The sequence below is a fragment of the Neisseria sp. 27098_8_139 genome (assembly GCF_041433195.1).
GTDB lineage: Bacteria > Pseudomonadota > Gammaproteobacteria > Burkholderiales > Neisseriaceae > Neisseria > Neisseria subflava.
The window spans coordinates 50,600-75,779 of sequence record NZ_JAPWBA010000001.1 but is presented as its reverse complement, the minus strand read 5'-3'; the positions used below and the strand labels follow the sequence as shown (position 1 = coordinate 75,779).

Below are 25,180 nucleotides of genomic sequence, written 5' to 3'. Positions count from 1 at the left end.
TGAGTAAGGGGTAACTGGATTATAAAAGTTATACACATAAAATTATAAAAATAAAACTTTATAAAACAATAATATAGTAAAAATTTTTGATTAATGGAGTAAATAGCTATTGAGTTATCCACATTTGCGCTTATATAGGCTCTAACAGAATATATTTGAAGAGGAACGTAAAATGAGATTTGATAAATTGACTGCTAAATTCCAGCAAGCTCTGCAAGAAGGTCAAAGTTTGGCTTTGGCTGCGGACAGCAGCTACCTTGAGGCCGGCTTTATCTTAAAAGCGTTGCTTGACGATCAAAACAGTGGTGCTGCTGCGTTACTGGCTCATGCAGGCGTGAATGTGCCTCAAGTAAAACAACGTTTGCAGCAACATTTGAGCAGCTTGCCAAAAGTATCCGGTCAAGGCGGCGATATTATGCCTAGCCGTGAGCTACAAGCTGTATTGAACTTGATGGACAAGGCTGCAACCAAACGCGGCGATGCCTATATCGCCAGCGAACTTTTCCTGCTGGCTTTGGTTCAGCAGAATGATGCTACCGGCAACATTTTGAAAGAAGCTGGTGCGACCGAACAAAATATCAATGCCGCAATCGATGCGGTACGAGGAGGACAAAACGTGAACGATGCGAATGCCGAAGACCAACGAGATGCTTTGAAAAAATACACACTTGATCTGACTCAACGCGCCCGTGATGGTAAGCTCGACCCTGTTATCGGTCGTGATGATGAAATTCGTCGTGCGATTCAAGTATTGCAACGCCGTACCAAAAACAACCCTGTGCTGATTGGTGAGCCGGGTGTAGGTAAAACCGCTATTGTTGAAGGTTTGGCACAACGTATCGTCAACGGCGAAGTACCTGAATCTCTGCGTAACAAACGCCTTTTGGTTTTGGATTTGGCGGCTTTGATTGCCGGTGCAAAATACCGTGGTGAATTTGAAGAACGCTTGAAAGGCGTGTTGAACGACTTGGCTAAAGACGATGGCAACACTCTGATTTTCATCGACGAAATCCATACCTTGGTTGGCGCGGGCAAAACCGACGGCGCAATGGATGCGGGCAATATGTTGAAACCGGCTTTGGCACGCGGCGAATTGCACTGTATCGGTGCGACTACTTTGGACGAATATCGTCAATACATCGAAAAAGACGCGGCACTCGAACGCCGCTTCCAAAAAGTATTGGTTGGCGAGCCAAGTGTAGAAGATACCATTGCTATTTTGCGCGGTTTGCAAGAGCGTTATGAAATCCACCACGGTATCGATATTACTGACCCTGCTATCGTTGCCGCAGCAGAGTTGAGCGACCGTTATATTACCGACCGTTTCCTGCCTGATAAAGCGATTGATTTGATTGACGAAGCAGCCAGCCGTATCAAAATGGAGCTGGACAGCAAACCTGAGCAAATGGATAAACTTGACCGTCGCATTATTCAGCTCAAAATGGAAAAAATGCACGTTGCCAAAGAAACCGATGATGCCAGCAAAAAACGTCTGGAATTGATAGACGAAGAAATCGACGGACTGCAAAAAGAATACGCTGATTTGGATGAAATCTGGAAAGCCGAAAAAGCGGCATCATCCAGCACTGCCGACATCAAGAAACAGATGGACGACATCAAAGTCAAAATCGAGCAGGCTAAACGCCAAGGCGATTTTGCCCGTGCGTCCGAACTCGAATACGGCGAGTTGCCGAAATTAGGCGCGCAGTTGCAGGCAGCGGAAAGTAACCCCGATGGCAAAAAACAAAACAAACTTTTCCGTACTGAAGTCGGCGCGGATGAAGTAGCCGAAATCGTTTCCCGCATGACCGGCATCCCTGTGTCAAAAATGATGGAAGGTGAACGCGACAAGCTGCTGAAGATGGAAGAAGTATTGCACCGCCGCGTGGTTGGTCAAGACGAAGCTGTGCGTGCCGTGTCTGACGCTATCCGCCGCAGCCGTTCCGGTTTGGCCGATCCGAATAAACCTTATGGCAGCTTCTTGTTCTTAGGCCCGACCGGTGTGGGTAAGACCGAATTGTGTAAGGCATTGGCAGGCTTCCTGTTTGACAGCGAAGATCATCTGATTCGTATCGATATGTCTGAATACATGGAAAAACATGCTGTTGCCCGCTTAATCGGTGCGCCTCCCGGCTATGTCGGCTACGAAGAAGGCGGTTACCTGACTGAGCAAGTCCGCCGCAAGCCATACAGCGTGATTCTTTTGGATGAAGTGGAAAAAGCCCATCCGGACGTATTCAACATCTTGCTGCAAGTATTGGATGACGGTCGTTTGACCGATGGACAAGGTCGAACCGTGGACTTCAAAAATACCGTTATCGTGATGACTTCCAATATTGGTAGCCAACATATCCAACAAATGGGTACTCAGGACTACGAAGCGGTAAAAGAAGTTGTGATGGAGGATGTGAAAGAACATTTCCGTCCTGAAATGATCAACCGTATTGATGAAGTAGTCGTGTTCCATGGTTTGGATCAGGCCAATATCCGCAGCATTGCGAAAATCCAGCTCAAAGGCTTGGAAAAACGTTTGGAAGCACAGCACCTGCACCTGAAAGTGGACGATGCCGCCTTGGATTTGATTGCCAAAGCCGGTTTCGACCCTGTGTATGGTGCCCGTCCGCTCAAACGCGCCATTCAGTCAGAAATCGAAAACCCGTTGGCAAAAGCATTGCTTGAAGGCAAATATGCACCTGATAGCACAATCCATGTTAAAGAAGAGGGTGGTAAGCTCTTGTTTGCATAAAATTAAAACAATGTAGTATGTTGTTGTAAAAGGCCGTCTGAAAGAATTCAGACGGCCTTTCCTAGTTATTGATTCACATCATATATTTGTTATGTAATTTGATTATTCATTGAATTTTAGAGAATATTAATCGAAAATCTTGTGCCATCGGTTGATAAAGAATGCGATATAATCCGACCTGTTTGCCGAGGTTCTTGCTAAATATCTCATTTTGTGTAATAATACTACAATGCAAAAACTGACTAATCAAAATCTTCACATTATTTTGTCGGAGCGCTTAAATGATACCGACTTTGTTCTTATTCTTAATGCATTAATTAAATTTTTGCGCCGAGGAGGCAAAAAACAGGCTTCCGAACGTTTCGATTTGATTTTATCTACTTTAAAACAAGACGATGCTTTATGCCGTCAATTCAGCCTGCGCTTCTATGCATGGTTGTCCAAGGTTCACATCTATCCTGCGCTGATTAAGCTGGGTATTTTCTCGCGCCATAGTTTTACTCGGGAGATGGGCATACGGATTTACGAACGTTTCAGCCCGTCTTATAAAGATTTTTCCAATCTGCGCGAAGTATTTTTATATCTTTTTCATTCGAAAAACGATGATAAATGGTTGCAGACCCTGAGTTTGCGCCAATGGTTGAGCATGTATGAATTGTTGCTGGGTAAAGCGGATCCTGCTTTGCTTCAGATGGCCAGCCGACAGTTGGCAGATGCCCGTTTGCGAGCGGTAGAAATGCTGTCTATTTGGATTGCTTCCGAAGCGATTGAGCCGGATTTAATACGGATTGCTCCCCGTTTGTTGGAGGCGGATTCGGCATTTGTTGCTTTGCAACGTGAAATTGCAAAATTGGTTGAACACTATCGCCACAGTGAAGAAACTTACGATACGGCGCACTTGGAGGTCATGTTTGACCAGTGCAACAAGCAAATTGAGTATCTGCGTCGTCGTGGTACAGGGGCGGGGTCTGGTTCGTCAGTGAAAGTGGCCCACTTGCTGGAGCGTCTGCAGCAAACCCTAGGCCGTCTGAAACTGCTGACCAATATTCAAATTGAAACCGGCAGCCGCACCCGCTTAACCATCAATCTGATGAATGCGATGATTTACGCGGCGGTAGAGCAATACAGTACCAGCCACTTGCGTAAAAGCAGTATCCGAATGCTGGCGCGCAGTATTACGGAAAACAAAAGTCATCATGGTGAGCATTACATTACGCGCAACCGTAGCGAATATTTCAAAATGTTTTATTCTGCAGCAGGTGGCGGCGTAATTATTGCTTTGATGGCATTGAATAAAATCCATATTGCGTCTTTGGGATTCGGCGAGTTTACTACTTCATTCCTTGCCGGACTTAACTATGGCTTAGGCTTTATGCTGATTCATATGCTGCACTGCACCGTTGCGACTAAGCAGCCTGCCATGACAGCGGCGAGCTTTGCCGAGCAGGTGGACTCAAATGAAGGCAGTAAAGCGGTGGACAATAAATTGGCAAAACTGCTGATTGACGTGTGTCGTTCGCAAAGTGTGGCCGTGTTTGGTAATGTATCGATTGCCGTATTGTTGGCGGCTGGGATCGCTTGGGGTTATGCCTACACGCATGGGCAGCCCTTGTTGAATGAGGCGGTTACAGCCTACCAGCTTAAATCTATTGAGATTTTTACTCAGCCAACCTTATGGTATGCCGCTATTGCCGGTGTATGGTTGTTTTGTTCGGGGATTATTGCCGGCTTCTTTGATAACCGTTCCGATTATCTGAACCTGCGTCAGCGCCTGCCGTTTAATCCGTTTTTACGAAAAATCATGCGTCCGCAGCCGCGTCGCCGTTTGGCCGCTTATATTCATAAGCATTACGGCTCGCTTATGGGTAATTTTATTTTCGGTATGCTCTTGGGGATGACCGGCTATTTTGGCCATCTTTTCGGCTTGCCGCTGGATATTCGCCATGTGGCGTTCTCTTCGGCAAACTTGGGTTATGCCGCGATTAGCGGTCATGCAGATATATTCACTTTTATACTTGGCTTGGCAAGTGTATTGGCAATCGGCATGGTGAATCTGGTGGTCAGTTTTTCTTTGGCTTTGGCTGTTGCGCTTCGTTCTCGCGGTACGCGTTTGGGCAGTATGCGTAATCTTCTGAAGAGCTTCTGGAGTCAAGTGAAAGCCAATCCTTTGATTTTGCTGTATCCGGTTCAAGTGAATAACAAAGAAAATACGAAGTAAGATTGAAGAAAGGCCGTCTGAATATATATTTTTCAGACGGCCTTTTGATTTAAAACCGATAAAGGTTAGGCTTGCAGAGAGGCGCGGTTTTCCAAAACTTGGTCAATCAAACCATATTCTTTAGCTTCATCGGCAGACATATAATTGTCGCGGTCAGTATCGCGCTCCAAGTCGGCCAAATCGCGGTCACAATGTTTGGCGAGTAAGCGATTCAGTTTCTCTTTGATTTTCAGCAGCTCTTTAGCGTGAATTTCAATATCGGAAGCCTGACCGGCCAAACCGCCGCTGATGAGCGGTTGGTGAATCATGATACGGCTGTTTGGCAGGGCAAAGCGTTTGCCTTTTTCACCTGCGGACAACAGGAATGCGCCCATACTTGCCGCTTGGCCCAAGCATAAGGTAGAAACATGAGGCTTGATGAAGTTCATGGTGTCGTAAATCGACATACCTGCAGTAACCGAACCGCCCGGAGAGTTGATATAGAAGAAGATATCTTTATCAGGGTTTTCACTTTCCAAGAACAGCAATTGCGCAACAACCAAGTTGGCTGAATCGTCTGTCACCGGGCCGACTAAGAAAACGATGCGCTCTTTCAAAAGGCGTGAGTAGATGTCGAATGCGCGCTCGCCGCGACCGCTTTGTTCGATAACGGTAGGGACAAGGTAATTATTGAAATCGAAGGACATTTTTGTCTCCTGTTAATGATGGAAAAGCACCAAAGCCATTTAAAGCGCTTCGGTGCTTTTGATTGTCTGTTTCAGACGGCCTTAGAGCAATTAAGCTTGTGCGCCCATTACTTCGTCAAAAGACAGCGCTTTTTCAGTTACTTTAGCTTTGCTCAGAACGAAATCAACAACGTTGCTTTCTACTGCCAAAGAAGTCGGGCCTTGCAGGCGGGAAGGCTTTGCGTAGTACCAGTCGATAACTTCTTGAGGGTCTTCGTAGCTTTCAGCGAAGTTAGCAACAACGGCTTTGATTTGATCTTCAGTTGGCTCAAGTTTGTTTTCTTCAACCAATTTAGCCAAAATCAGGCCTAAAGAAACGCGGCGTTCTGCTTGTTCTTTGAACATGTCCAAAGGCAGATCCAAGTTGGCAGCATCAGCCATACCTTGGTTAACGAAGTTTTGTTTCATTTCGTTTGCCAAGCGGGCGGCTTCTTCGTTGACCAAAGCAACAGGAACTTGCAAATCGGCTGCTTTGAGCAGGGCGTTCATTACAGATTCTTTAGTTTGTTCACCGATGCGGCGCTCAACTTCGCGGCCAACGTTTTTCTTCACTTCTTCACGCATTTTGGCAACGTCGCCGTCTTCAATTCCCAGAGCTTTAGCGAAGTAAGCATCAACTTCAGGCAAAGTAGCTTCAGAAACATTGTTCAGAGTGATAGTGAATACGGCAGATTTACCGGCAACATCTTTACCGTGGTAGTCTTCAGGGAAGTTTACGGTAACATCTTTACTTTCACCGGCTTTCATACCGACAACACCGGCTTCGAATTCAGGCAGCATTTGACCTGCACCCAATACGAAAGCGTAGTTTTTAGATGCGCCGCCAGCGAAAGGTTCGCCGTCGATTTTGCCTTCAAAGTCGATGATGACGCGGTCGCCGTTTTGGGCTTCGCGGTCAACATGGTTGAAGCGGGTGCGTTGTTTACGCAGGATTTCTACAGTTTGGTCAACTTCGGCATCGCCAACAGTCGCAGTAACTTTTTCTACTTCTTGGGCAGACAGGTCGCCAATAGTTACTTCAGGGAAAACTTCAAAAATAGCGGCAACTTTGAAAGACTCTTGATCGTCTTGTTCTTCAATGCCTTCAAAGCGTGGGTAACCGGCAACTTTCAATTCTTGAGCAACGGCAACTTCGTAGAATTCGCGTTGTACCAATTCGTTGATAACGTCGTTTTGTGCGCTTGCGCCGTACATTTGGGCAATCATTTTGAACGGTGCTTTACCCGGACGGAAGCCGTCAACTTTTGCACGGCGTTGGGTTTGTTTCAGTTTTTTCTCAGTTTCTGCGTTGATTTTGGACCAAGGCAGAGACAATACTACTTTGCGTTCCAGATTTTCTAAAGTTTCAACAGTTACGCTCATCGTAAGCCCTTAAATTTGTTGTGTTTAAACGGTTATCCTTCTGCTCAGTATTCCGAAGAACTTCGGAAGCGTGCATAAGGTCAAAATTTAGCTACTTAGTATAACACAATGTTTCACGAATAACATAAAAAGGCCGTCTGAAAAGTAGGAAATTCTTTCCAGACGGCCTTTGTGTTTCGATATTGTTGTTTTTTACAGCTGGTCTTTTTGCGCCAGAATCCGTCGGCTGCCGTTGATGTCTGCAGGAGAGAGAACACCAGCATTTTCAAGCGCATCTATTAAATTGGCGGCGCGGTTGTAGCCGATGCGCAATTGGCGTTGGAGTGCGGAAATGGAAGTTTTCCGGCTTTCCAATACGAAGGCAACTGCTTGATCGAATAGCTCATCGCTGTTTGCATTAGGATTGACAATATTGGTGGTTTCGATGGCCGCTTCGCCACTGAGCAGACCTTCCACATAATTGGTCGGAGCCTGTTCTTTGACGAAATTGACGACCTGATGCACTTCATCATCGGAAACAAACGCACCTTGCAGGCGTGTCGGTTCTGCGCTGCCCGGTTGCAGGAATAATGAGTCGCCGTATTTGAGCAATTCGTCCGCACCCATTTGGTCAAGAATGGTGCGGCTGTCGATTTTGCTTTGTACGGTAAAGGCCATACGTGTCGGAATGTTGGCTTTAATCAGGCCGGTAACCACATCGACACTCGGGCGTTGGGTGGCGACAATCATGTGAATGCCTGCCGCACGTGCTTTTTGGGCAAGACGTGCGATTTGCTGCTCAACGGATTTGCGTTCGGTCATCATCAAGTCTGCCAACTCGTCGATAACAACCACAATCAACGGCAGTTTTTCCAGAGGCTCAGGATCGTCAGGATTTAAGCTGAACGGGTTGAGTAATGGTTTGCCTGCTGCTTTGGCTTGTTCGACTTTTTGGTTGAAACCGTCCAGATTGCGCACGCCGGCATGGGAAAGCAGGCGATAACGTTTTTCCATTTCGGCAACACACCAGTTCAACGCTTGTCCCGCCTCGCGCATATCGGTCACAACCGGACAGAGCAGGTGCGGAATACCGTCGTAAATGCTCAATTCCAGCATTTTAGGGTCAATCATAATGAAGCGGACCTCGTCAGGCGTGGCTTTGAAGAGCATGGACATAATCATGCCGTTCACACCGACGGATTTACCTGAGCCGGTCATGCCTGCAACCAAAAGATGCGGCATTTTTGCCAAGTCGCCGACAACGGGTGTACCTGCAATATCTTTACCCAAGGCAACGGTCAGTTTGGACTTGGCGTCGGTAAATACGGGTGAAGAGAGGATTTCGCTCAACATGACGTCTTGGCGTTTCTCATTGGGCAATTCAATGCCCATGGTGTTTTTACCGGCAATGGTTTCTACGATGCGTACCGCTTGCAGAGACATCGAGCGCGCCAAATCTTTGGACAGGGCGACAATTTGACTGCCTTTGACACCTTGTGCCGGTTCGATTTCGTAGCGGGTAATCACGGGGCCGGAAGTGGCGGAAACAACCTGTACGCCGATGCCGAATTCAGCCAGCTTGGCTTCAATCAATTCTGCGGTCTGTTGCAATTCATTCGGATTGACGGCAACCGGTTCTTCAGACGGCATACGCAACAGGTTCATGTTGGGTTTGTGGTATTCGCCGTTGTTTTTAGGTTCAGTATCGTCAAACAGGGAAGTTTGGATTTTAGGGGGCGGCGCAACGGATACGGCAACGGTTTTACGGTTGCTGCTGCTGCCTGCCAACGGAGCAACCGGAGTAGCGGTAATGGTTTTGGCCTCTTTAACCATGCGGCGCGTATTTTGAGTTTCCAAAGCTTCGGTGCGGACATCTTCTTTTTTATTTTGGAATTGAGACAGTTTTTTCATCAAATTGCCAAACAGACCGCCCATATGGCTGCCGGATTTGGCCATGACTTCCAACCATGACACCTGAGCCAGCAGGGAAATGGATAAAAGCAACATTACGAGCATAATTAACAGACTGCCCGATTTGCCCAACAGCCAAGCCAAGCCTGAACCGGCCAACAAGCCGACTAAGCCGCCTGCACCGACGGGAAGGGATTCGCTCAATGCATTGTCAAACAGGAAATGTTCGATAATCGGGCTGCACACCAGCAGGAGAAACAATGCCAAAGCGGCTACGCCGTGATTGTAGGGCTTGTGGTTTTCCTGCTTTTTCATGGGGCGGAAATTTTTGTAGAGGAAGACGCAGGAGGCGGCTATCCACCACCAAAACGATAAGCCGAACAGATAATAGCCGACATCGGAAAGATAGGAACCAAAGAGGCCGCCGAGGTTGGCGACATCATTGCTTTTGGGAACGCTGCGCGACCATGCAGGGTCGTCCATGCTGAAGCTGGCCAGAGAAATGGCCAGATAAATGGTGATAACCAAGCCAAACAGCCATAAAGCATCATTAATCAAGTTAACGACATGCTCGGGACGCGCTTTTTTTTCTTCGTTTCTTTGCAGCTCTTTGGCGGCTTTCAGGCGTTGGGAGACTTTATTGTCGGCCTGAGTTTGTGCTTTGGTGGATTTGCGTGTGGTCGGTTTGGCTGCCGGTTTGGTAGAGACGCGTTTTTTTGTTTGGGTTTTAGAAGATTTTGCAGTCATGAGATAAAGGCCGTCTGAAAAGACCGGGGGTAATGTGCGTAAAGGGCAAATTATACCGTATTTACTAGGCACAAGAAATTGAAACAGGCGTAATCATTATAGGATTCAGGCCGTCTGTTTGGCGCGACGAAAATTTTGGATTTCGTTTCCACCTGTTCAGACGGCCTGATGTTTTGATTGATTTGGACTTACATTCTGCCCAGTTCACGTTGGAGGGCTTGAATGTTTTTCTCCCTATCCAAAACCGCACCTTGCAGCGTACTGATGGCCTGTTGATTGACGCTGCCACCTTTGGCTGTCCGCGCTTGGCTCAGTTGCTTTTTGGCATCGGCCAAAGCCGCGCGTTCATTGGACAACTCGGTTTCCAAAATAGAGCGGCGACTGTTGACGCCGGAGGATTTGGGAGCTGGAGGAGGAGCCGTTTCAGAAGCAGTACGGACAGGGGCAGGTTTGGGGGTTGCCTTATGGTTGGATTTTGCAGCCGTATTTTTGCTTTTTGCCGGAGCAGGCTGTGATGTCGGTGCATCGAGTGTCGGCGCATCACTAACCGGAGTGTCGTATCGGCTGCTGCTGTATTTGCCGACAATCGGTAAATCATTGACGGCTTGGCAGTTGCCGCTTGGACGCGAGGTATAGACAATCGAGCCGTTGACTTCACAGGTGTAGATTTTTGCGGCGTGGGCTTGGCTGTTGAAAACAGCAAGCGGCAGCAGGGATAGGGTAAGCAGATATTTTTTCATGATTCAGGTAGGGCCGATTCGTTGCAGTTGAGCATTTTATTCTTGTTCAGACGGCATGGGCTGCTGTTTTTTAGCTTTTGTACCGTTTTTGTTTTTGCTCGGTTTGTCGGCTTTTTTCTCTTGTTTATCGGATTTTCCCGCGCGTGCCTTTTTCTTAGGTTTTGCACTTGCGCGTTCATCAGAGGCATTGAGGCTGCGGATGTTGAGATGGTAACCGCTGCCTTGATGGCCGCTGATTTTAGGCAATTGTGCCTGTGCGCAGGAGGAGTTGGGTTCGGAAGTATAGCTGCCGTTGCCGCAGGAATAAACTGCGGCGGCTGCGTGAAGAGAAATGCCCAAGACGAAAAAGGATACGAGGAAGTATCCGGCTTGTTTGATGGTTGAAGTCATGTTTTTCCGTATTGTGTTTTATTTCAGACGGCCTGATGGCTCTATTTCTATTGGGAAAACTCGGCTTCGACATCAAATTGGATTTGCTCAAGCTCTTCCTGCCATTGCAGCCAGTTTTCTTCCAGTTGCGTTAATTTTACTTTAGTTTCTGTTAATTGTGCGAGTGTCTCTTGCAATTTGGGTTTATTTTCTTCTGAATAAGCAGATTCTTGTGCCAAAAATGCTTCACAGGCCGTCTGAATATCAGTCAATCGTGCGATTTCTTTTTCGGCTTTATCGATCTTCTGCTGAATCGGTTTGCTGCGTTTGGCTTTTTCCTGACGGATTTGTGCTTCTATGCGCTTGGTGTCTTTGCGACTTTGGCTTTGTGCAGATGCGGCGGGGGTTGCTGCGGCGTTTTCTTGTGCCAACCGCCATTGACGATAGTCGTTCAAATCGCCGTCGAAGTTGTTCAGAAGGCCTTTGTCAATCAATAGGAAGCTGTCGGTAGTCGCTTCAAGCAGGCTGCGGTCGTGCGATACGACGATTAAGGCGCCTTGGAAACTTTGCAGCGCGAGCGTCAGGGCGTGGCGCATATCCAAGTCCAGATGGTTGGTCGGCTCGTCAAGCAGCAGCAAATTCGGCTTTTGCCAGATAATCATGGCAAGAGCGAGGCGGGCTTTTTCTCCGCCGGAAAAGGGTTCGGTTTTCTGCAACGCCATATCGCCGACAAAGTTGAAGCCGCCGAGGAAATTTCGGATTTCTTGTTCGCGCACTTCGGGAGAAAGCTGTTGGATATGCCAAACAGGGCTTTGGTCGGCGCGGATGGTATCGAGCTGGTGTTGGGCGAAATAGCCGATATTGAGTTTTTCGGAACGGATGATGCTGCCGGAGAGCAAATCGATTTTGCCTGCCAAAGCTTTGATAAACGTAGACTTACCGCTGCCGTTGACACCCAATAGTCCGTAACGTGCGCCGCTTTCCAGCGACAGGGTAATGTCGTGCAAAACGGTTTTGCCTTCGTAACCCAAATCAGCGTGTTCTAGCTTCAGCAAGGGATTAGGTAGATGGTCGGGATTGTAAAACTCAAAGGAAAACTCGCTGTCCAAATGCGCGGGAGCGATGCTCTCGAGCTTCGCCAATGCCTTCATACGGCTTTGCGCTTGAACGGCTTTGGTGGCTTTGGCTTTGAAGCGGTCGATAAACGATTGCAGATGTTTGATTTGTGCCTGCTGTTTGACATAGGCGGCTTGTTGCTGCGCCAAACGTTGCGCGCGTTCGTTTTGGTAAAAATCGTAATTGCCGCCGTATTGCGTGAGCTTTTGCTGGGACAATTCGATGGTTTGGGTGGTGGCCGCATTGAGGAAATCACGGTCGTGGGAAATGATGATTTGCGTGCAAGGTAAAGAGGCAAGGTGGTTTTCCAGCCACAAGACGGTTTCCAAATCCAAGTGGTTGGTCGGTTCGTCAAGTAAGAGCAAATCGGCGCGGCAAATCAAGGCTTGCGCAAGATTCAGGCGCATACGCCAGCCGCCGGAAAAGGATTTGACGGGACGGCTGTGTTCTTCTTGCGAAAAACCCAGTCCGTTCAGCAATTTCGCCGCACGGGCCGGCGCGGTATAAGCGTCGATTTCTTCCAATTTGGCATGGTATTCCGCCTGCTTCATGCCGTCATTTTGTGCTTCCGCCTGCGCCAAGGTCGTCTGAAAAGCCTGCAACTCGGCATCGCCTTGCAAAACGTAGTCTAAAGCGGAAATATCTAAATCAGGCGTTTCTTGAGAGACGGAAGCCAGACGCCATGTTTTAGGAATAAGGATTTCGCCACCATCTTGGCTGATTTCACCTTTTATTAGTGCAAACAGGCTGGATTTCCCCGTACCGTTTTTACCGATTAAACCAACGCGTTGGCCGGGGTTGATTACGGCATCGGCTTTATCGAGCAGGACTTTCAAACCGCGTTGCAGGGTGAGTTTTTTAATTTCTATCATGATGGCAGGCAAGGGGATGAGTAAAACGAAAGGCGTTATTTTACCTGAAAAGAAATATAAAAGGCCGTCTGAACAAGTATGAAGACGAAATCAACGATTTCTATTTCACTTATTCAGACGGCCTTTATGAAATGACAGTCGGAAATGCTTTCAAATTGTCTGTCGTTTCAATTAAATTTGAAGATCGGTATTGTCCGCACGGATTTGGCGCAGGAATTTTTGTGTCCGCTCATGTTTGGGATGATTGAACAAATCTTGCGGGCTGCCTTGTTCGACAATAACGCCGCCATCCATCACAACAACGGTGGTTGCCACTTCTAAGGCAAATTTGATTTCATGCGTAACGACAACCATGGTCCAGCCTTCTTGCGCCAATTCCTTCATGGTATCCAAAACATCTTGCACCAATTCAGGGTCGAGTGCGGAAGTCGGTTCATCAAACAGCATCAATTCAGGCTGAATTGCCAACGCGCGGGCAATGCCGACACGCTGCTGTTGACCGCCGGAAAGCTGGTAGGGGTAGAGGTCAATCTTATCACCCAAGCCGACTTTTTCCAGCAATTTCAAAGCTTCTTCGCGCGCTTGGGCGGCAGGTTTGCCTTGTACGGCAACCGGACCTTCCATTACGTTTTCTAACGCGGTTTTGTGCGGAAAAAGGTTGTATTGTTGGAACACCATGCCGGATTTGCGGCGCAGCGCCAAGATGTCGTGCTTTGTCGTTTTTTTGGAAAAATCGATTTTAAGCGGTCGCTCGTTGTCGAACTCGATTTGTCCGTCTTCGGGCATTTCCAGCGCGTTTAAGCAGCGCAGAAACGTCGTTTTACCCGAGCCGGAAGGTCCGAGGATGACGACCACCTGCCCTTTGCCCACATCCAAATCGATGCCGCGCAAAATGGTGTTTTCGCCGAAGGTTTTGCGGATATTACGGATTTTAATCATGGCTTTCCCTTATTTGGCGACATAGCGGTCGAAGCGTTTTTCCAAGCGCGCCTGAATCAGGAACAGAACCTTGCAGAAACACCAATAAACCAAAGCGGCTTCAATATAGACGGGCAAGAAGTCGTAGGTACGGTTTGCCGTTTCCTGCGCGACGCGGAACAATTCCGTTACCGTTACCACCGCCGCGAGTGAGGTGTTTTTGAACAAGCCGATAAACTCGTTGCTCAAAGGCGGCACGGCGACGCGGAAAGCCTGCGGCGCGACGATGCGGCGAAAAGTCTGCATATAGGTCATACCGATGGAGAAACCCGCCTCCCACTGTCCTTTCGGCACGGACAAAATCGCCGCACGGATGGTCTCGGAAGCATATGCTCCGACATTAAGCGAGAAGCCGATGATGGCGGCGGGAATCGGATCGATGAAAATGCCGACGGACGGCAGTCCGTAAAACACAATCACAAGCTGCACCAACAGCGGTGTCCCCCTGATGATGGAAATATAAGTTTCCACCAGTTTCAGCAGGATTTTCCGCACGATGCCGCCCGAAGGCATAATCCGTACCAAAGCCACGGCGATGGCAATCACCATCCCGATCAGGAACGACGCCACCGCCAGCGGCAGCGAGACCATAAAACCGGCTTTGACCATAGGCAAAAACGCGCTGACAATCATATCGGCGCGTGTTTCCGTCATAAACGGCAGCGAAGCAAGAAAATTATTTAACACTGATGTCTTTTCCGAAGAATTGTTCGCCCAGTTTTTTCAGCGTGCCGTCGGCTTTCAGCTCGTTGATTGCCGTGCTGAATTTCGCCACGACTTCATCATTGCCTTTATTGACAATCAAGCCGGAACCGACTTTTTCATCGGCAGGCGCAGACCAAACGATTTTCACGCCGGCATTCGGGTTTTTCTTCAGATAGTCTAAAACTGCCAACTCATCGTTCAAAGTCGCATCGGCGCGTTTTTGTTCAATCAGGGTCAGTGATTGCGCCAAACCGTCCACCGGTACGAGTTCCGCACCCGCAGCTTTGGCTTTTTCGCCGTAATTGCTGGTCAGGGACTGCGCAGTTTTGACGCCTTTGATATCGTCGATGGATTTGATGTTGCTGTCTTTGCGCGCAACCAAAACCGCACCGCTCCAGCTGTAAGGTTCGGATTTGTCGAATGTCGCTTGGCGTTCGGGGCTGGTCAGGCCGACTTGGTTTGCCACCACGTCGAAACGTCCCGCCTTCAAACCCGCCATCATCGAATCCCATTGCGTTTCTTTAAATTCGACTTTGACGCCCAGTTTGTCGGCAACGGCGCGGGTAACTTCCACATCGTAGCCGGTCAATTTGCCGTTTTTGTCGTGGTAGGTGAATGGTGCGTAAGTGCCTTCCGTACCGACAGTGATGGTACCTTTATTGTTGATACGCTCAATCAGTGAGCCGGAGGCCGCACCGGATTGTGCCGGAGCAGAAGAAGCTGAGTTGCTGCCTTCTCCACCGCAAGCAGCCAAAACTACTGCAGCGATGCTGCCGAGTACGAATTTTTTCAACATGGATTTTTACTCCTGACTTTAAAGTGTGTCATTTGGTATTAAAGCGTGCATTCTAAGCGAAACTGCCCAAAATACAAAATACATCTTATGCCTTAAAAGGCCGTCTGAATGCTGATTTGTTCAGACGGCCTTGAATGATGTATAAAAAATTTAGCTTATGCAATTTCAAGCCACATGACTTGATAGGGTTGCAGTACCAAGTCCTGATTCAGAGAAACGGTTTGACCGCTGATTAAATCGTGCGCTTTAAACGGCATGGCCTGCAGGGTGTGCGCACTAATGGTTTGCGCATGTTCGCTGAAGTTACCGAATGCCAAAAGCGCGTTGTTGCGCATATAGCCGATGATGTGTTTGTTGTTGGTGTTGAAGGTAACCAACCTGCCGCCATTAAAGCGCGGATTGCTCTGGCGGATGGAGATCATATGGCGCAAACCTTGGAAGATTTGACCGGCAGTGGTCGAGCTGTCATGACGTTGCTTGTACAACTCCTCATTGTAACGAGGACGGCGTGCCCAGCGGCTGTCGTCGCTCTTGTTGCTGTCGTTCGACCAGTCGTCGTTGAGCGTACCCACTTCGTCGCCTAGGTAAATCAGCGGCAGGCCGCCGGTACTCAAAGCAATGCTGTACAAAAGTTTGATGCGGTCAACGGCATGTGGATCGTTTTGAGCCAAGCCGACCAATGCTGCTGTACCGCTGACACGGCAGTCGCCTGTGCTTGGGTTGTATTGGAATGGTACGCCGCGCGCGAAGCTGCCGTCGAAATGGTTGACGAAGAAGCGGTTGAGGAATTGTCGGTGGTCGTAGCCGTGAATACCGAACTGCCATGCGTCCTCATCGGCAAATGTCCAGCCGATATCGTCATGACTGCGGACGTAGTTGACCCATGCAGTGTGGTCGGGCAGGTTGTGGCGGTAGGTTAGTGCTTGATGGAGCAGGTTGACTTCGCGTGTGGCGAGGGTGTTCCACAACAGTGCCATTTGCAGAGGGTTGTAGCCGATTTGACATTCGTCTTGGCTGATGTATTGGACAACTTGGTCAGGATGGACGATGGCTTCGGATTTGAAGAACACGGCTGGCGCTGCGATACGCATTACGGAGTTAAACGCGCGAATCAGAGCGTGTGCCTGAGGCAGGTTTTCGCAGCTTGTGCCCATTTGCTTCCAAATAAAGGCAACGGCATCCATGCGCAGAATATCAACGCCCAAGTTGGCAAGGAACATCATTTCGCCTGCCATGGCACGGAATACCCATGGGTTGCTGTAATTCAAGTCCCATTGGAAGGAGTTGAACGTTGTCCATACCCAGCGTCCGTCTTCCAGTTGGGAGAAGCCGCCCGGATGTTGGTCAGGGAAAATTTCACGCAGGGTGCGGTCGTATTGATCAGGCATCCAGCGGTCGGGGAAAATATAGTAGAAATTGTCGTAAAGCGGATTGCTGGCGGCGCAGCCTTTTGCCCATTCGTGTTCGTTAGAAGTGTGGTTGAAGATGAAATCGACGACGGAGGAAATACCTGCTTCGTGCAAGGCGGCAATGACATCGCGCAAGTCGTCTATTGTGCCCAGTACCGGATTGACATCGCGGTAGCTGCTGACTGCATAGCTGCCGTCGCTTTTGCCTTCGGGGCATTTAAACAGAGGCATCAGGTGCAGATAGGTCAGGCCCAATTCTTGGAAATAAGGGATTTTGGCTTTCAAGCCTTGTAAATCGCCTGCGAACAAATCGACGTAACATACGCCGCCAACCTGTTTGTTGGACAAAATCCAATCGGGATCGTTTTCGCGCGCGATATCGATGTCTTTTAAGGATGAGTTACGTTGGGAATCGTTTTGCCATGCTTGGGCAATCAGTTGCTCCAGCATGGGGAGGACGGCTTCGTTGTTGTTGTAAACATTGTCCAGCTCGTGCATCAGTTTTGGAAAGTGTTCCTCAAGTCGTCTGTCAAACTGTTTCCAGTCTTCAGATGTCTCGATACTTGCACGCTGTTCGGGGGTATAAATCGATAGAGTGCGTTCTTTAAGGTGATGCAAGGTCAAATCAACCTGTTGAGTCTGGGTCAACATAATGCCTACTCCGAAGTTAAGGTGAAATTGTTTTGAAGCTTGGTTTCAATTCTTTTGCAAATCCATGCCGATTGTGGGCGACTAAGACTGTAATTTTGCGTCAAGAAACTGTCACAATAATACTGAAAGTGCTTGAGTGTGCATAGGGTTTTCAAGGTTGGGAACGATGATTTTTCAAGTGTTTGATTTTGATTAAAAGTAGGATTGAGCAGATGGAAAGTAGCCTTTTGACGAACTATTTTTCAGACGGCCTGAGTCTTGTGAGAAAAACTTTTATTTTTATTATATTAGACATCTTTTTATGCTAAGTATGGCCGTCTGAAACATATGTGCAGCATAACGGGTTGCTTATTTTGTTTCAAAACGTGTCATAGAGATTAAGTTCATGACTTCTGATGTAAATCAAGATTCTATAAAGAGGCAGTTATTGTGTTTTGAAGAGAGAGTGAATGGTTGAATTTCATTTATTTAAAAATGAACCCATAAAATTTCTTATTGATAGTGGTTATTATGTAGATTATCAAATCAATAAGGGAGAGGTGTCTGCCTGGTTTGTCATGCTTTTTTAATATTATTTTTTAAAATTAGACTTGACCCATTACAAGCAATTACTTAAAGTATCCATCTTATTTTTACACAAGAAAATGGGTTATCCCGTTCCAAAAAAATGAGCGCAATCAAACCACCACAAATCACCGTATTCGACAGCAAGCCAACCGATGCTTATTTCTTCGGTACTTGCGTTCTCGACCTTTTCATGCCGGAAGCAGGCATGGATGCCATCACTTTAATTGAACAACAGGGCATCCGTATCCATTATCCGATGGAGCAAAGCTGCTGCGGCCAACCGGCCTATTCGTCAGGCCATCCTAAAGAAGCTTTTGATGTTGCCAAAGCGCAACTGGATTTATTCCCTGAAAATTGGCCGATTGTCGTGCCTTCTGGTTCTTGCGGCGGCATGATGAAACACCACTGGCCAACTCTGTTCAAAGGTACCGAGTACGAGCAAAAAGCGATTGATTGCGCCAACCGTATCATTGAATTTACCCACTTCCTGCTGGCGATTGGTTACAAACCTGAAGATAAAGGCGAGCCGGTTAAAGTGGCTGTCCATACTTCCTGCGCCGCGCGTCGTGAGATGAATGTCCATTTGTCAGGCTGGCAGCTGATTGACGGCATGGAAAATGTTGAACGTATCGTTCACGACCATGAAAGCGAGTGCTGCGGTTTTGGCGGTACATTCTCTGTGAAACAAGCCGATATTTCCGGTGCGATGGTAACCGACAAAGTTGCAGCCTTAAAAGAAACAGGTGCAACTGAAATCATCAGCGCGGATTGCGGCTGTATGATGAATATCGGAGGCAAAATTGCCAAAGACGAACCCAATATGCCGCGTCCGAAACATATTGCATCTTTCCTGTTGGAACGTACCGGAGGTAAAGCATGAGCGCGCGCGAAAATATTTTAGCGAAATTGAAAAAAGCCGATGCCTTGCCGATGGAAGAGCCGCCGGTTTTCGATTATTACCGTGAAATGGGTGTTTCTTGGGCAAACGATGTCGAGCGCTTGAAACATTGGGCGGCTGCCATGCGTGCCGTCAAAACGGAAATCTATTGGGTTACTAAAACCAACTGGCCGCAAGTATTCCGCCAAGCAGCCGAAGGCAAAGGCTTGAAAAACATTCTGCTCCCATTGGAAACAGAACATGGTCAGCTGGCCCGTGCAGCTTTGGCCGATACCAATATTGAACCGCGTGGTTTTGAGCGAAAAATCGACGATTGGAAAAACGAATTCTTTACCGATATTGAGGCGGGTTTTAGCGGCTCTAAATGCGGTATTGCCCGTACCGGTACGATTATGCTGGAGTCCAGTCCTGTCGAGCCGCGCAGCCTGAGTTTGGTTCCGCCTGTGCATTTCTGCCTGTTTGACACCAGCAAAATGTACAACGAATTCCATAATGCTGTTGAAGGCGAAAAACTGGTAGAAAAAGGCATGCCTACCAACGTTATTTTGATTTCCGGCCCATCTAAGACTGCCGATATTCAATTGACTTTGGCCTATGGTGCACACGGCCCGCGCGATTTGGTGGTTTTGGCCGTTCTGCCTGATCATATTTCCCCTGCCGATTTGGAGGAAAAAGCATGAGTTCCCAAACCATTAAATTCCATATGAAGCCGGAAACGTTCAAGCAAAACGCTGCGATTTCTTTGCAAGACAAGCCTCTGCGTAAAAGCTTGCGCACGGCGATGGATATGCTGATGACCAAGCGCAAAGCCGTTTTGACTGATGAAGAAGAGCTGCAAAGTCTGCGTGACTTGTGTGAACATGTCCGTCAACGTTCGTTGTCCAAATTGCCTGCATTGTTGGAGCAATTGGAAGAAAACCTGACCAAGTTGGGCGTTAAAGTCCACTGGGCGGAAACACCTGCCGAAGCCTGCCAAATCATTCACAACATCATTACCGATAAAAACGGTAAGCTGATGGTGAAAGGCAAATCTATGGTCAGCGAAGAGATTGAGCTGAACCATTATCTGCAAGACCAAGGCATCAAAGCGATTGAGAGCGACTTGGGCGAGTTTATCGTTCAAATGGCCGGCGAGAAACCAACCCATATCGTGATGCCTGCCATTCATAAAACCAAAGAGCAGGTTAGCGAGCTTTTCCATCAAAACCTCGGCACTCCATTAACAGACGACGTAGACCAACTGACCGGATTTGCGCGTAAAGCCTTGCGCGATATTTACAGCACTGCCGATGTCGGTTTGAGCGGTGTGAACTTTGCCGTTGCGGAAACAGGCACTTTGTGTCTGGTCGAAAACGAAGGCAACGGCCGCTTGAGTACCACTGTACCGCCTGTGCACATTGCCATTACCGGTATTGAGAAAGTGGTTGCGAAGCTGTCGGATGTTCCGCCTTTGTACAGTCTGTTGCCACGTTCTGCCATCGGTCAGAACATTACCACTTATTTCAATATGATTACCGGTCCTCGCCGTAGCGAAGAGCTGGACGGCCCTCAAGAAATGCACTTGGTACTGCTTGATAACGGCCGTAGCCAAGCGTATGCAGAAGATCAAATGCGCCGTACCTTGCAATGTATCCGTTGCGGTGCATGTATGAACCACTGTCCGGTTTATACCCGTATCGGTGGCGCGGCTTACGGTACGACTTATCCCGGCCCGATTGGCGAGATTATCTCTCCGCACTTGTTGGGCTTGGATGCGACACGCGATCTGCCGACTGCGTGTACCATGTGTGGTGCCTGTGTTGAGGTTTGTCCGGTACGCATTCCGATTACCGAGCAAATGCAACGTCTGCGTGTTGAAGCTCAACGTTCACCAACCGAAATCGTTCCACATCCTATCCGTGGTCAAGGCGCATCGCATACTTTCGGCGAACAAATGGCGTGGCGTACGTTTGACGGTATTTTCAGCGGCAGTAAAGCTTACCGTGCATTCGGTTGGACAGCCACTAAATTCCGTGCATTGACGCCTAGCAAGCAGCTGGGCTGGACGGATAACCGTGTTCCGATGAAACCGGCTAAGAAAACGCTGCATCAACTGATGGCAGAGAAACTCCAGAAAGAAAAAGCATAAGGCTTGATAAATAAAACCTGAGAAATAAAAGGCCTTAGGTTTTATTTTTTATTGAATACTACTGGTGTGGCATCGCTATTTGTAAAGGCGTTTGATTTGATTATTTTATCTTGATTCTTTTGAATAAAAAGGCCGTCTGAAAGATTTTCAGACGGCCTTTATTACAGGCCAAAGGTTTTGCCTAAGTCCTTAGAGCAATACTTTTTCTACACCGCCGTTATTGGCTTTTTTCACAAACTCATCTAGCCAGTTTTCACCGAGAATGTGTTTCGCCATTTCGATGACGATGTAGTCTGCAGGCATATTGTTGTCGTCGGCGTAACGGCTCAAGCCTTGCAGGCAGGCTGGGCAGGAGGTAAGCATTTTGACTGGTTCGCCCTGCGGCAGCTCTTTGAGGTTTTTCTCAATTTCCTCTTGTTTGCGGAACTTGACCTGAGTGGCAATGTCTGGCCGTTTGACGGCAAACATACCGGACTCGCCGCAGCAGCGGTCGCTTAAGACGACTTTCTGTCCCATCAGGCTGCTGGCCATTTGGGTGGCATTCATGGTTTTGATCGGGGTATGGCAAGGGTCGTGGTAGAGGTATTGCTGACCTTGTACTCCGTTTAACTGTACACCTTTTTCAAGCAGATATTCGTGGATGTCGATGATACGGCAGCCTGGGAAGATTTCCTCAAAACGGTATTTTTCCAGTTGGTCGTAGCAGGTACCGCAACTGACGACGACGGTTTTAATGTCGAGGTAGTTGAGGGTATTTGCCATACGGTGGAAAGCCACGCGGTTGTTGGTGCTCATTTCTTCGGCTTTAGCCTTATTACCGCCTGCATCTTGCGGATAGCCGCAACACATATAGCCGGGTGGCAGGACAGTTTGGACACCAACATGCCAAAGCATGGCTTGAACGGCAAGACCGATTTGGCTGAACAGACGCTCAGAGCCGCAACCTGGGAAGTAGAACACGGCCTCGGCATCTTCCGGAGAAGCCGGGTTACGGATGATAGGAATACTCTTGTCGTCTTCTATACCCAGCATGGAGCGCGGAGTTTTGGCTGGCACACTTTTTGGCAAAGGACGGTTGATGAAATGGATAACCTGTTCTTTGATTGAGGCGGTACCGACGGTGGCTTTCGGTTCGGCTTTTTGCTTTTTAGTGCCGATCGGAAGAAGCTTGCCGATTTTGTAGGCAAAGTTCTGTGCTGGGAAGCCGGTCTGTATCATGGCGGCGCGAAGGGCTTTGATGGTTTTGGGGCCTGTGGCGTTCAAAAATGCCATGCCCATTGAAGCCGCAGGCGCAAATCGTTTGTGGCCGGAATCGGCAAGGTAGTTGCGGATGGCTACGGTAACATCGCCGAAGTCGATGTTGACGGGGCAGGGTTTGACGCAGCGGTGGCACACGGTGCAGTGGTCGCCGATGTCCATGAGTTCTTCAAAGTGTTTGATAGAAACGCCGCGGCGGGTTTGCTCTTCGTATAAGAAGGCTTCGGTCAGCAAGCCTACACCGAGGATTTTGTTGCGTGGGCTGTACAACAAGTTGGCACGCGGAACATGAGTAGAGCAAACAGGTTTACATTTGCCGCAGCGCAGGCAGTCTTTGACAGAATCGGCAATGGTGCCGAGGTCTGATTTTTCCATAATCAGCGATTCCGCACCTAAAAGCTCGAAGGATGGCGTGTAGGCGTTGCGTAAGTCCGAGCCTTTCATCAGTTTGTGACGATTGAAGGTGTGTTTGGGATCGACTTGGTTTTTGTAGTTCCAAAACGGTTGCAAATCTTCATCGGTCAAAAATTCGAGCTTGGTAATGCCGATGCCGTGTTCGCCGGAAATTACGCCACCGAGCGAACGAGCGATTTTCATGATGCGTTCGACCGAACGATAGGCCGTCTGAAGCATTTCGGCATCGTCTGAGTTAACCGGAATATTGGTATGAACGTTACCGTCGCCGGCGTGCATATGCAGGGCGACGAAGACGCGGCTGCGTACGGTTTTGGCGTGGATTTTGCCCAAACCTTGGATAATTTTGGTATCTGTTTTGCCGCTGAAGATTTCAGAAAGTGGCTTCATTACGTCCGCTTTGACAGACACGCGCAGACGGAAATCACGGAAGGCAATAAAGCAGCTTTCATTGTCTTTGGCTTCGGGAGCGGCGTGGACGGATGCGCCATAGCGTGCTTTATGGTCGGCAAGCGGCGCGTCTAAGTTAGCAAGCAGCCATTCCCATCGAGCTTTGACAGCGGAAACGTGGGCTAGGGCGTGTTTGCTGCGTTCGCCCAACAGTTCGGCGGTTGGCAGGTCTGTTCCCATTTTGTCGATGGGGAGTTTGCCGGACAGATATTGCTCCAAGGCGGCACAGAGTTTGAGTTTGTTTTGGATGGAAAGCTCAATATTGATGCGTTCGATGCCGTCTGAATACTCGCCGAGCCTCTCAAGTGGGATTACCACGTCTTCGTTGATTTTAAAGGCGTTGGTGTGTTTGGCGATGGCAGCGGTGCGGCTGCGGTCAAGCCAGAAGGTTTTGCGCGCTTCGGGAGATATGGCGATAAAGCCTTCGCCGTCGCGGGCGCGGGCGAGTTCGCAGATGTGTTCGGCGGCTGCCTGTACGGCGGCTTCGTCATCGGAAACCACGTCTGCCAACAAGACCATTTTAGGTCGGCCTTTACCTGCCGCTTTGGTGGCATAACCGACGGCGCGGACGTAGCGCCAGTCTAAATGCTCCAAACCGGCCAATCGTACGCTTTCATGGGCAAGCAGGAAATCGCGGATTTCGACGATGGATGGCGTAGCAGTGGCGACCGTACCGAAAAATTCCATACACACAGTACGCGTGTATTTCGGCATTTTATGCAACACGAAGGCAACGCTGGTGATGATGCCGTCCGTGCCTTCTTTTTGCACGCCGGGCAGGCCGCTCAAGAATTTGTCGGTAACGTCTTTGCCCAAACCGACTTTGCGGAATTTGTGGCCGGGGATTTCCAAGCGTTCGGTTTTAACGATATTGAGGCCGTCTGAATCCAGCGTGTGAATGTCGAACACGGCGGTTTCTTCATCGTGGATTTTGCCGAAATTGTGGCGCACGCGCTCGATGCGCAGCCATTCGCCCTGCGGGTTAACCATCTGCCAGTAGGCGAGGTTGTCCAACGCCGTACCCCACAACACGGCTTTTTTGCCGCCCGCATTCATCGCCACATTACCGCCCACGCAGGAAGCGTCGGCAGAAGTCGGATCGACGGCGAACACCAAACCCGCCTGATGCGCGGTTTCTTCTACTCGGCGTGTTACCACGCCTGCGCCGCAATGGATAATCGGATGTCTGCCGTCCAAGCCTGCCAGCTCAACATATTCGACGCCGCGATGCTTATCGAGTTTTTCGGTATTGATGACTGCGCTGTTTGCATCCAAAGGTACCGCACCGCCGGTATAACCCGTACCGCCGCCGCGTGGGATAATGACCAAGTCCAACTCGATTAAGGCGCGCACCAAAGGAGCGATCTCTGCTTCGGTATCAGGATTGACGACGACAAACGGATACTCCACGCGCCAGTCGGTTGCATCGGTAACGTGCGTTACGCGCGCCAATCCGTCAAACATGATGTTGTGCGGTTTGGTGATTTTGCTTAAGCGTTCCAAAATCTGATGGCGTTTTTGGATGGTTTCATCAAAACTGCTATCAAAACGCTCGACTGCTTTTTCTGCTGCGGCAACCAAGACATCCACTTGCTGATTGTCGTCACGGCGCTTGCGGATTTCATTTAAGCGGTGGCGCATTTCGCGTACCAGCGCGGCGCGGCGTTTCGGATGCTCCAGCAAATCATCGACCAGATACGGATTGCGCACGACCACCCAAATATCACCTAATACTTCAAACAACATTCGTGCCGAACGTCCTGTTTTGCGTTGACCGCGCAGGTCTTGCAGGATTTGCCACGCTTCGTCGCCCAACAGTCGGATGACGATTTCGCGGTCGGTATAAGAAGTATAGTTATAGGGAATTTCTCGAATACGCTGAGGGGCAGTAGTCGTGGTCATGGTCGTGTTCCGTTGATGGATGTAATGTTTTTATATTAAAGGCCGTCTGAAAAATGTAATTTCTTCTTGATGGCGTAAAGTGTTAATGTAGTGTAATTTTCGATATTTTTCAACGGAAAAGACAATAAACATTTCAATGGGAATGATTTGCAACTAGGCAATATTGTTTACAATCTTGTCGTGTAAATGGTTTTCAGACGGCCTGATAGATTTTATCGCTTGAGTTTTTCTGTAAAACCG

The 25,180-nt window shown here is 48.7% G+C and carries 15 protein-coding genes and 1 pseudogene; 5 read left to right on the top strand and 11 right to left on the bottom strand.

The features are described from left to right. The first annotated feature begins 172 nt into the window (after positions 1-172). The gene (gene clpB, locus O3660_RS00385) at positions 173-2,746 is read left to right on the top strand and encodes an ATP-dependent chaperone ClpB (protein ID WP_371464431.1); all 2,574 of its coding nucleotides are present in this window, start codon (positions 173-175) and stop codon (positions 2,744-2,746) included. 229 nt (positions 2,747-2,975) lie between these two features. Next, positions 2,976-4,964: a recombinase gene (locus O3660_RS00380; RefSeq protein ID WP_049352276.1), complete on the top strand. Its 1,989-nt coding sequence runs from the start codon at positions 2,976-2,978 to the stop codon at positions 4,962-4,964. Positions 4,965-5,029: 65 nt separating this feature from the next. Here the strand turns inward: O3660_RS00380 and clpP are convergent, their stop codons facing one another. The 10 genes and pseudogenes from clpP to O3660_RS00330 all read right to left on the bottom strand — a co-directional run bounded on the left by clpP (position 5,030) and on the right by O3660_RS00330 (position 17,324). Beyond that, entirely contained in the window at positions 5,030-5,650 is a 621-nt protein-coding gene (gene clpP, locus O3660_RS00375; protein ID WP_049352273.1) for an ATP-dependent Clp endopeptidase proteolytic subunit ClpP, read from the bottom strand. 90 nt (positions 5,651-5,740) lie between these two features. Then, a complete protein-coding gene (tig, locus tag O3660_RS00370; protein ID WP_371464430.1) occupies positions 5,741-7,051 on the bottom strand; it encodes a trigger factor in 1,311 nt (436 codons plus the stop codon). 192 nt (positions 7,052-7,243) lie between these two features. Beyond that, positions 7,244-9,583, bottom strand: a pseudogene (locus tag O3660_RS00365) (DNA translocase FtsK); the annotation flags it as partial. A 293-nt stretch (positions 9,584-9,876) separates the two neighbouring features. Further along, positions 9,877-10,428 (bottom strand): hypothetical protein, encoded by a 552-nt coding sequence (locus O3660_RS00360; protein ID WP_371464429.1) that lies wholly within the window; start codon positions 10,426-10,428, stop codon positions 9,877-9,879. Positions 10,429-10,464: 36 nt separating this feature from the next. Continuing rightward, the gene (locus O3660_RS00355) at positions 10,465-10,818 is read right to left on the bottom strand and encodes a nucleolar protein (RefSeq protein ID WP_371464427.1); all 354 of its coding nucleotides are present in this window, start codon (positions 10,816-10,818) and stop codon (positions 10,465-10,467) included. A 47-nt stretch (positions 10,819-10,865) separates the two neighbouring features. Then, on the bottom strand, positions 10,866-12,785 hold the full coding sequence (locus tag O3660_RS00350; protein WP_371464426.1) for an ATP-binding cassette domain-containing protein: 1,920 nt from the start codon (positions 12,783-12,785) through the stop codon (positions 10,866-10,868). Between the two features lie 171 nt (positions 12,786-12,956). Beyond that, positions 12,957-13,724 (bottom strand): amino acid ABC transporter ATP-binding protein, encoded by a 768-nt coding sequence (locus O3660_RS00345; protein ID WP_371464424.1) that lies wholly within the window; start codon positions 13,722-13,724, stop codon positions 12,957-12,959. 9 nt (positions 13,725-13,733) lie between these two features. Further along, on the bottom strand, positions 13,734-14,450 hold the full coding sequence (locus O3660_RS00340; RefSeq protein ID WP_003765700.1) for an amino acid ABC transporter permease: 717 nt from the start codon (positions 14,448-14,450) through the stop codon (positions 13,734-13,736). After that, positions 14,440-15,264: an amino acid ABC transporter substrate-binding protein gene (locus O3660_RS00335; RefSeq protein ID WP_371464423.1), complete on the bottom strand. Its 825-nt coding sequence runs from the start codon at positions 15,262-15,264 to the stop codon at positions 14,440-14,442. The genes O3660_RS00340 and O3660_RS00335 overlap by 11 nt, the downstream gene beginning before the upstream one ends. Positions 15,265-15,419: 155 nt before the next feature. Then, positions 15,420-17,324: an alpha-amylase family protein gene (locus tag O3660_RS00330; RefSeq protein ID WP_049352255.1), complete on the bottom strand. Its 1,905-nt coding sequence runs from the start codon at positions 17,322-17,324 to the stop codon at positions 15,420-15,422. Positions 17,325-17,991: 667 nt separating this feature from the next. On the opposite strand from O3660_RS00330, the gene O3660_RS00325 reads away from it, so the two are divergent. The 3 genes from O3660_RS00325 to O3660_RS00315 are packed head-to-tail and all read left to right on the top strand — an operon-like array spanning position 17,992 to position 20,917. Then, entirely contained in the window at positions 17,992-18,771 is a 780-nt protein-coding gene (locus tag O3660_RS00325; RefSeq protein WP_049323225.1) for a (Fe-S)-binding protein, read from the top strand. Next, positions 18,768-19,469, top strand: a complete 702-nt coding sequence (locus O3660_RS00320; protein ID WP_049352253.1) for a lactate utilization protein C — start codon at positions 18,768-18,770, stop codon at positions 19,467-19,469. Before O3660_RS00325 ends, O3660_RS00320 begins: the two co-directional genes overlap by 4 nt. Next, positions 19,466-20,917: a LutB/LldF family L-lactate oxidation iron-sulfur protein gene (locus tag O3660_RS00315; protein WP_049352251.1), complete on the top strand. Its 1,452-nt coding sequence runs from the start codon at positions 19,466-19,468 to the stop codon at positions 20,915-20,917. The genes O3660_RS00320 and O3660_RS00315 overlap by 4 nt, the downstream gene beginning before the upstream one ends. Before the next feature lie 189 nt (positions 20,918-21,106). Here the strand turns inward: O3660_RS00315 and O3660_RS00310 are convergent, their stop codons facing one another. Beyond that, a complete protein-coding gene (locus O3660_RS00310; RefSeq protein ID WP_049352248.1) occupies positions 21,107-24,940 on the bottom strand; it encodes an FAD/FMN-binding oxidoreductase in 3,834 nt (1,277 codons plus the stop codon). Between the last annotated feature and the right edge of the window lie 240 nt (positions 24,941-25,180).